This window comes from Halochromatium sp., from assembly GCF_054919635.1.
On record NZ_JBUDPI010000159.1, the window covers coordinates 1 to 7,946 of the forward strand.

A 7,946-nucleotide genomic window follows, 5' to 3' on the forward strand; every position below is an offset into this window, starting at 1 on the left:
CTGAGGAGCCGGCACCCCGAGCGAGAAACGCTCCAGCGACTCCTGTACCCGTGCCGGCGCATCAGCGGTGATATCCCAGTAGAGGTTGCCCGACAAACAGTCCGTCATCCGCGCCACGCTCATCATGCGATCGGCCCTGAACTCGCGGTAGCTGGAGGTGAGGACCAGGACGGTCAGCACAATCATGCCAGCGAGCACCAAGAGGCTGAAGGCAATCGTCATGCGCAACCGATAACCCATGGTCTTCGGCCTCCTCTGCAAGGTTCTGCCAACCCATCGCTCCCCGCCGGATGTCGGCCAGAGCGTCTGGGCATCTTAGCAGCGGGACAGCAAAGACGGTTCCACATTAGAACCAACAGCAAGAGCCCGCTTCAGCTCGGGCGAGTGTGCTAACCGAGCTGAGCCCGACCTGTAGCGAACAGGTTACCTGTCAGAAACATGATGGGGCTCAAGTCAATGGCAGAGGTTACCGCTCGGTAACCAACCGGGCGACTGTCCGGTCCCGTGAAGCACAACCGATGGCGCCAGCGGCTGCGGACACACGCGTGCTGCCGCAACTGCTGCGCGGATAGGCGGTCATGGCATGTCCTTTGCCGGAGTGCACTAGCGGCTCATCCACGGCCTTGCGCGTGAGATTCGGGCCGCACCGACCCAACCATCAAAGCATGAGGAAAGACCATGATTGATCAACTGCGAGCCACACCGGTCTTGTTGTTCTGCGCACTATTCCTGATCGGAGCATTGCCGATGGCGCACGCCGAAACCGGCGTGGCCAAGATCCCGTTCGTCATCGAAACCGCGTCCCCATTTGGCACCGTCGAAGAGACGGTTGCCGCGATCAAGCAGAACATCGAAGCTGAGCCCAACTGGGTGGTCAACGGTGTCAAACCGATGGACAAGAAGATCAAGGAGCTCAGTGGAATCGAAATCCCTCCGGTGACATTGATTGATGCGTGCAACCCCTACCACGCAGGCGATATTCTCAAGAACGACGAGGATCGTTACGCCTCCGTCATGATGCCCTGCACGATTGCCGTCTACGAGAAATCCGACGGCATCGTCTACGTCGGCACGATGAACGCCCGCCTCATCGGAGAGATGTTCGGGGGCGCCGTCGCCAAGATCATGGGCGGCACGGTCGCCGAAGACCAGGATCGTTTTCTACAGCTCAACTGATTCTCAGGTACCGCTCGCGGAGGCTGACCTCCGCGAGTGCGTCAGAAGATCCTGTCGCTCCGCCGACGAGCGAATCAGGCGCCTGCGGTTAGCGCCACCGAATAGATTCGCCCTGCTTGCGGGCCCAACAGGACGAGTGACTGGGCCAGATGTCTTCATGGCCTGGATGACGAAGATCGATTTGGCCCGTTCGATGGCCGAGCACAAAGAATAGAGAGAGGAGGTTGTTGTGGCTCACCGATTCCTGGTCCTTGGCTGCCGGACGATGCGCGACGGCGTGGTCGTCTCGTTCGTGTTCCTCGCGGCGGCGGTGTTGTTGTTTCTTGCAGCGACCCATGTCGTGCCCGCTGTGGCTTTTGCGCAGCAGCTGGTGCTGTTACTTGCCTTGGTGTTGATCGTGCTCGCCCCGGTGGTTTTGGTGTCAACCTTTCTGATCGCGGTTCTACCGGGGGCGCGCGCAAAGTTGGAGAACTGCGAGCACTGACCGGGTAGGAGCAGCCTCGCACGTTGGTCCCGCCGCGGGCCTGCTGAGGCCGGGCGGGCGACTCCTATTCAAGTGCGGCGAAGCGCCGGAGCAATCCACAGGCTCAGTCTGGTCCTCCTCGCGATGTGGTCGACTGGGTGAGCCTGGCGAGTACCGCCAACGCCGCTCTGCCCAGCGCCAACGGGTGCGAATTCTGTCGGTCGAGCCGCGCGAGCTTGGCCTCTTTAACTGGTTTTTCAAAAAGATAATAGTTGACGGATTATCAAGGACGCGGTTTGGCCTGCGCTGACTGCCGAAGCCTTAGATGGGATAGCCTCCACTGGCACTGGCGATAGCGTCATGCAGACGCAGGCCAGGGCCTTCGTGAGCACAGGCCCGTCAGTGCGCTGCGTCAGCGCATGATCGAGGACAAGCGCTTGCGCAAGCTCCCGGAGAAGACGCAGAGCGGCTACAGACGTTGGGTGAAGCACTTCAGCCGGTTCCTGAAACGCGCACCGGATACGAGCCCACCGCCGATGATGGGCTCATTCATGACGCCGACCGGTTGCCGACCCTGTCACTCGAATTCACCATTCTATGGATTCGGCGGCCTGATTGGTGCAGAGCCTTTCGAACCCGGTGCGCGGCTTGGGCCTTTTGGAAGGACAGTGGTCTGCTGTGATTCTGACCGTCCGAACGAGCGATGCGCACTCGTTCCAAGCGATCCTTACGGTCTCAGCGAGACGAGCGCTCACGGGCCTCAGCTGATTGGCGGAGCCAGCTCGACGCGATTTCGACCGTTCTCTTTGGCGCGATACAGGGCCTGGTCGGCAGCGTGGTACAGCTGGTCGAAGTCACTCACCGGCACCAGCGATGTGACCCCGCCGATACTGACACGCACTGGCAGCCGACCGCTGCGCGTTTCGAAGGGGGCTTCGGCGACGGCAGCGCGGGCGCGCTCGGCGACCGATGCGAGTCCGGCTTCGTCGGTGTCTGGCAGCAGGAACCCGAACTCCTCACCGCCCATGCGGACCAGATAGTCGGGGCGCCGCACGCAGCCGTGAAGGCGTTCCACCAGGACCTTCAGCACATCGTCACCGGTCTCGTGGCCATGAGTGTCGTTGAAGCCTTTGAAGTGGTCGATGTCGAGCAGCGCGAAGGAGCAGGGGGTGCCGTCTCGCCGCGCGCGGTCGAGCTCCAGCTTGACGAGCCCGTGGAAGGCCCTCCGATTGGTCGCGCCCGTTAGCGGATCCTGGGTTGCCCAGGTCTTAAGCTGCAGCTCGCGCTTGTGCCGTTCCGTATCTTCGCGGGTGACGAGCGCATAGCCGCTCGCGATGCCGGGGACGTCGGCGGAGATGCGGGTCAACACCGAGGTGCCCCACCATTCGCTGCCGGAAATGTTGCGCATCGGGGCCTCGCGCTCGGCCCAACCATGCGCGCCGGCGCTCTGTATGAGCTCCACGAGGACGGAGGGCTCGACGAACAGCACACCCGCGGTCTGACCAGCGATCTCCGGGCCCATGCCGGTCAAGCGCTCAATCGACGCGTTGTGATCCTGGATCCGTCCGGCCTCGTCGAGGGTGCTGATCAGGTGGGTGCGCACCGAGTCGACGACTGCCCGAAGCTGGGCTTCGCGTTGCCGGATCTCCTGCTCTTGCTCGACCAAGCGAGTGATATCGTTGATGACGAAGGCCAGCCGCTCACCGTCGATGCGGTGCACGGCCAAAGACATGATCCGCTTATCCCCGCGTGCATTGGGAGAAAGCGTGAACTGCTCGCTCTCGACTACGACCCCTATGCCTTCTCGGGCGAGCACGCGGGAGCGCAGTCCGGGAAACACGTTGGCGAGGGCCTCGAAGGCGTTGATCACCGGTCCGCCGGCAGCGAGCATGAAGGTCTGTGTGGCCAGCGGATTGAGGCGCAGCACGGCGCCGTCGAGATCGGTCTCGGCGACGCCGACGGGGACCAAGTACAGGAACTGGAGAAGCCTCTCGACCTCGTCTGCGGGGCTCATCAGCCAACCGGCTCCACGCATAGGAAGCGTCGCTCGTCGGCCCCGCCCGCCAGCAAGCGCAGCCGCACCCGCTGCGGATTGAGCTTGACCGACAAAACGTAGTCGATGATGTCGTCGAGCGGCTCGCTCGAGGCCAGTCGGTCGCGCACCAGGTAGTTGTTCATGCACGGGGCCACAGTATCGAAGAAGGTCCGCCCGATTACGCGCTCCGGGCCAAGGCCCGAGATCCGCGACTCTGCGGCGTTGTAGCGCGTGCAGATCAGATCCGTGCCCAGTTCGACAACGCCAAACGGCAGCTCATCGAGCTCGGAATCCGACGCTGCGAGAAGAGTGGCGTGCAGAGCAGGTTGCTCGAACGAAGTCATGCGGCTTTCCTCCGGTCTTGGGATCATCCGGGCAAGGGCCCTCCCTGTGCTCGTTTCCTCCGTTGACCCTTGCCGCATCAAGGATAATTGACGATTCGAATAGAATCCACGCAAACCGCGCCATGCGCATGCGCGCTGCCATGAGTTTTGGTCGAATCCAAGGATGTCGCCTTGGCCCCAACGTACACCGGGGGTTGCCAGTGTCGCTCCGATCCCGAGACCAAAGCCATTGGTTGGCGTTCGTGCGTCGCCAAAGGGGTCCAAGCCCGGGCGATGGATGCTCATCGCCGCGCAGTGGTGATGGTCGGGCCGAGCGCTAATACAGGGCGAGGATGGACCACTGGGTCGGCGTGCCCGTCTCATCCAGGCTGGCAAGCTCAGCGACCTGGTCGCTGCGCTAGATGTCGCCGCCTGCCTCTGGAAGCGGCCCAAGGGTCACTATCCAATCGCAGAGCTTTCCCTCGCTTGTCCGCGGCAGGGCCTCGCCGACGGTTATCGAGCGCGGCCGTTCGGGGGCGCTGAGGCGCACCGCCAGATGGGCATCGAGCTCGTGCCAGACTCGGCCCTGCTCGATCGACGAGCGTGGCACGACGAACGCCTTCAGCCGCTTGCCCTCGCCCGGGCGCATCAGGCGCACTGTCGCCTCCTTGACGAACGGGCATTCGAGGATGACGCGTCTGACGCGCTCGGGGTAGACGTTCACGCCGGCGATCTGAACCGCCCCGTCATGACGACCGAGGACGCGGAAACGGCGCTCTGCTAGCCACTCCATCCGATCGGGGCATCGGACAGACTCCGTCTCGGTTCCGTCGTTGCCGCTGCGCTCAATGACGTCGTCGGCGCCGGCCGCATCCAGATGAGGTAGCAGCTCAAAAGGCTGTCCTGGCGCATCGCGGGTGCCGACGCCGCCGGTTTCGGTCGATCCGTAGACCTCGATCAGACGTGTGATGCCGCGCTCCGCCGCACGCTCCCAGACCGGGTCCGGACAGGGGGCAGTCGAGGTAACCACCCAGACACCGTCTGGTACCGAGATATCGGCCTCAAAGGCGAGATCAAGTAGGAACGGGGTGCCGACGATGAGATCGCCGGGCCGCGCCTCGCGCAGCAGCAGGCCCGGCGGCAGCCGGCGCAGCGAATGGGTCGCGGCGCCCAAGCGCGGCGGCAGTAGGATGCCGAAGATGAATCCATAGATGTGATGGACCGGCACCGCCAGCAGCAGGCGACGACGACCGCACAACAGCCTTGCCAAGGTATCCGCCTCTTGCAGCAGGCGCGATAGGGGGTGTCGGATCAGCTTCGGCTGCCCGCTGCTGCCCGACGTCCGGAAGCCGATGCAGGGATCGCCGACGGCCTGCCCCGCGTGAACGACCTTGGCCAAGCCCGCTAGGTTCGGCGCCCCGAACAAGCCGCGCGCACCATCGACATCGTCGAGGCCGAAGAAGCTCGAGACGATCGCGCCGAGCTCGACGCGCTCAATCGAGTCCAAGGTCGCGAGCTGCCGCGCAAGCATATCGTCTTGCTCCCATGGCGAGTTCAACAGCTCGGGGCGCAAACGGTCTAGCGCGTGCTGGCACAGGTCGCCGAGAATCTGTTCGATCATCGCCACGGTCAGCGGTGTATCCGTCGCTTCACTGGCGGGAATGGTCATGGGACGGACCTTCGTCTTACGTGCGTGGCGAGTAATCCGGCAGGGTTCGCTACCGACTTCGATGAGGGAGACAAGCGGCGTCCTGATTATTAACAAGGCTCAGCCAAAACCAGGAGCCGATGTGGCATCGGCGGCGTGCGCACCGCCGCCCAGCCCAGGCGCGGCAGCATCGCTGCCAGATCAAAACGGCGGTTGAAGCGATAGCAGAACTCGCCAAGGTAGCGCGGCAGGTGTTTGCCACTGGCTTGATAGTAAGACCCATGCAGACTGTTCTTCACATTGCCGATCACGGTATTGAGCCACTGGAGCTCAGGGATCGCCATGCTGCGGTAGCCGCCGCCGGTGACGATCGGCTGATGCTCGAAGCCGGCGCTGGCAATGCCCCGGAAGCAAGCCAGGCCATCACTGAGGACGATCGCGTTGGGATCGAAGTGACGCTTGGCGAAGCGCTCGACCTCCGCTTTGCGAAAGCCTTGCACCTTACCGAGGCGAAGCCCGATGGGGTGGTTGTCCTCGTTGCGCGACAAAGCGGCGATGAACGGGGTCTTGTTCGGCGACCCGCGCCCGGGTGCGCTCGGGTGCGCCTCACCGCCCCAGTAGACATCATCGACCTCAATGAGGCCGGCGAGTGGTTTCTGATCGTCGCGCTCCTTCATCACCTGCAACAGCTTGTGCTTGAGGCGCCAAGCGGTGGGATAGGAGACGCCCAGATGGCGTTTCAGCTCAAGGGCCGCGATACCGTTCTTCTGCTGGGTGAGCAGGAACATCGCCAGCAGCCAGGTCGTCAGCGCCAGCTTGGTATCGGCGAAGATGGTCCCGGCCGTGAGCCACGCTTGATGGTGGCAGTGGCGGCACTGCAAGAGTGAGCGGGTGCGCAAACGCACGGGTTCCTGTCGGTGGCCGCAGCTCGGGCAGACGAAGCCGTTGGGCCAGCGCCAGTCCTCGAGGGTTTGCTCGCACTGTTCCTCGGTCCCGTAGTCCGATAAAAACTGCTTCAGACTCAACCCCTTCTGAAACTGTATCTGGTTCTGCACCATGGCTCGTCTCCGACCGGTTGCCCTGCTTGAAGTCTAGTCTAGCGGCGCAGAATCGGCTGAGATTCGTGAATAATCAGGAGCGCTGATGCGCACGGATCCATCACAGACCGAACAGGTCTCGATATCGAGGCCGAAGCCCCGTTTCAGACGCAGCGCTCAGGTCATTGAGGCGCGCCGTTCGGCGGGTGTCGGCTCCTGTGGACCCTCCTTCGTATCAGGCTGGCCACCCCTACCTTGCTTGACCGGTGTCACCCGCGCACGGTAGCCGCTGTTCCGCGAAGAGACCCCGTGAGAACGGGTCTAATTCACTACCCGCTTCGGCACCAGGGCCGCCAGTTGCGCGATGAAGTTGGGGGCTTGAAGCCAAGATTCGCGGCGCAGTTAGCTAACAGTCATGACGCGTATTGTGTAGAACGCTTGGAGGCGACGCCAATGACCGCTTCACGGTCTACAAGCGACTGCGCCGGCCAAGGTCCCTAGGTCCGGTCTTGGCCGACTGCAGACGCTGGGATCGATCCGAGTGACTCAGGAACGGCTATCCCCAAGACCTTCCGCACAGCGCTGGATGCATCAGCGTCAGTAGAGCGCATTCTCGAGCAGCTGACCAACCTCCTCAGAAACCCGTGCTCGCATCGCCTCTGACAGGCCGAGCCTTGCATAGAGGCGGTTCATTTCGATGAACTGGCGCTTGACCTCGCGCTTGACCTCGCCGAGATCGGCAAAGCGCCAACCGACCAGGTTGGGCTCGACCTCCTCGAGGCGACCCCGACAGCAGAGCCTCAGCACATGCGTCAAGGTGTCGCCGACCTTCTCGGCGAAGTGCAGCCAGTATGGCCAGGTCAGGACCAGCTCGGAGAAGTAATCGCGGATGAGCCGGTTCTCAGCGGTCTCGCGCGGGTCGTCGTCCCAGCCCGCGAAGACGAAGCTGATGCGACCCTCCCAGCGCTCGGCCATCTCCGGGGTCTCGCTGAGGAAGCCAAGCTGTTCGGCGACTGGCACGATATCGCCGGCCTCGACCTCGTCGCGCGGGATGGTCAGGATCATCAGCTCGTCCTTGGCTGGTGAGAGCCGGGCGCGGGGATAGCGGATCGGCGGGCGGGGTTGGGCGTCGTCGGCGTGGCTTATCGGGCTCAGGATAGCAGCCAGTCGGCGTGGCGCGCCGTGCTAGGCGATCGGCTGTTGCCAAATCCGTTCGGCGATACGTCGCAGCGCGGTTCGGCAGACCGGACGGTAGAATGGCGCC

Annotated in this window: 8 protein-coding genes and 1 pseudogene; 3 read left to right on the forward strand and 6 right to left on the reverse strand. The window is 63.3% G+C overall.

The features are described 5' to 3' along the window. Positions 1-240 (reverse strand): hypothetical protein (locus tag ACY693_RS10780; RefSeq protein WP_462321832.1); only part of this gene is annotated, 240 nt, incomplete at its 3' end. 438 nt (positions 241-678) lie between these two features. Here ACY693_RS10780 and ACY693_RS10785 point away from each other — a divergent pair. The 3 genes and pseudogenes from ACY693_RS10785 to ACY693_RS10795 form a co-directional block, all read left to right on the forward strand. After that, positions 679-1,176 (forward strand): DUF302 domain-containing protein, encoded by a 498-nt coding sequence (locus ACY693_RS10785; protein WP_462321833.1) that lies wholly within the window; start codon positions 679-681, stop codon positions 1,174-1,176. A 229-nt stretch (positions 1,177-1,405) separates the two neighbouring features. Beyond that, the gene (locus ACY693_RS10790) at positions 1,406-1,660 is read left to right on the forward strand and encodes a hypothetical protein (protein WP_462321834.1); all 255 of its coding nucleotides are present in this window, start codon (positions 1,406-1,408) and stop codon (positions 1,658-1,660) included. 398 nt (positions 1,661-2,058) lie between these two features. Then, a pseudogene (locus ACY693_RS10795) lies at positions 2,059-2,151 on the forward strand (hypothetical protein); the annotation flags it as partial. Positions 2,152-2,399: 248 nt separating this feature from the next. On the opposite strand, the gene ACY693_RS10800 reads toward ACY693_RS10795, so the two are convergent. From ACY693_RS10800 to ACY693_RS10820, 5 genes are all read right to left on the reverse strand, one after another. Beyond that, complete coding sequence (locus ACY693_RS10800) at positions 2,400-3,653, reverse strand: sensor domain-containing diguanylate cyclase (RefSeq protein WP_462321835.1); 1,254 nt, start codon at positions 3,651-3,653, stop codon at positions 2,400-2,402. Continuing rightward, positions 3,653-4,018 (reverse strand): PAS domain-containing protein, encoded by a 366-nt coding sequence (locus tag ACY693_RS10805; RefSeq protein WP_462321836.1) that lies wholly within the window; start codon positions 4,016-4,018, stop codon positions 3,653-3,655. The genes ACY693_RS10800 and ACY693_RS10805 overlap by 1 nt, the downstream gene beginning before the upstream one ends. A 397-nt stretch (positions 4,019-4,415) precedes the next feature. Next, positions 4,416-5,666, reverse strand: coding sequence for an AMP-binding protein (locus tag ACY693_RS10810; protein WP_462321837.1), 1,251 nt, complete (start codon positions 5,664-5,666; stop codon positions 4,416-4,418). A gap of 89 nt (positions 5,667-5,755) precedes the next feature. Beyond that, positions 5,756-6,703, reverse strand: a complete 948-nt coding sequence (locus tag ACY693_RS10815; RefSeq protein WP_462321838.1) for an IS1595 family transposase — start codon at positions 6,701-6,703, stop codon at positions 5,756-5,758. A 576-nt stretch (positions 6,704-7,279) separates the two neighbouring features. Continuing rightward, on the reverse strand, positions 7,280-7,747 hold the full coding sequence (locus ACY693_RS10820; protein ID WP_462321839.1) for a hypothetical protein: 468 nt from the start codon (positions 7,745-7,747) through the stop codon (positions 7,280-7,282). Between the last annotated feature and the right edge of the window lie 199 nt (positions 7,748-7,946).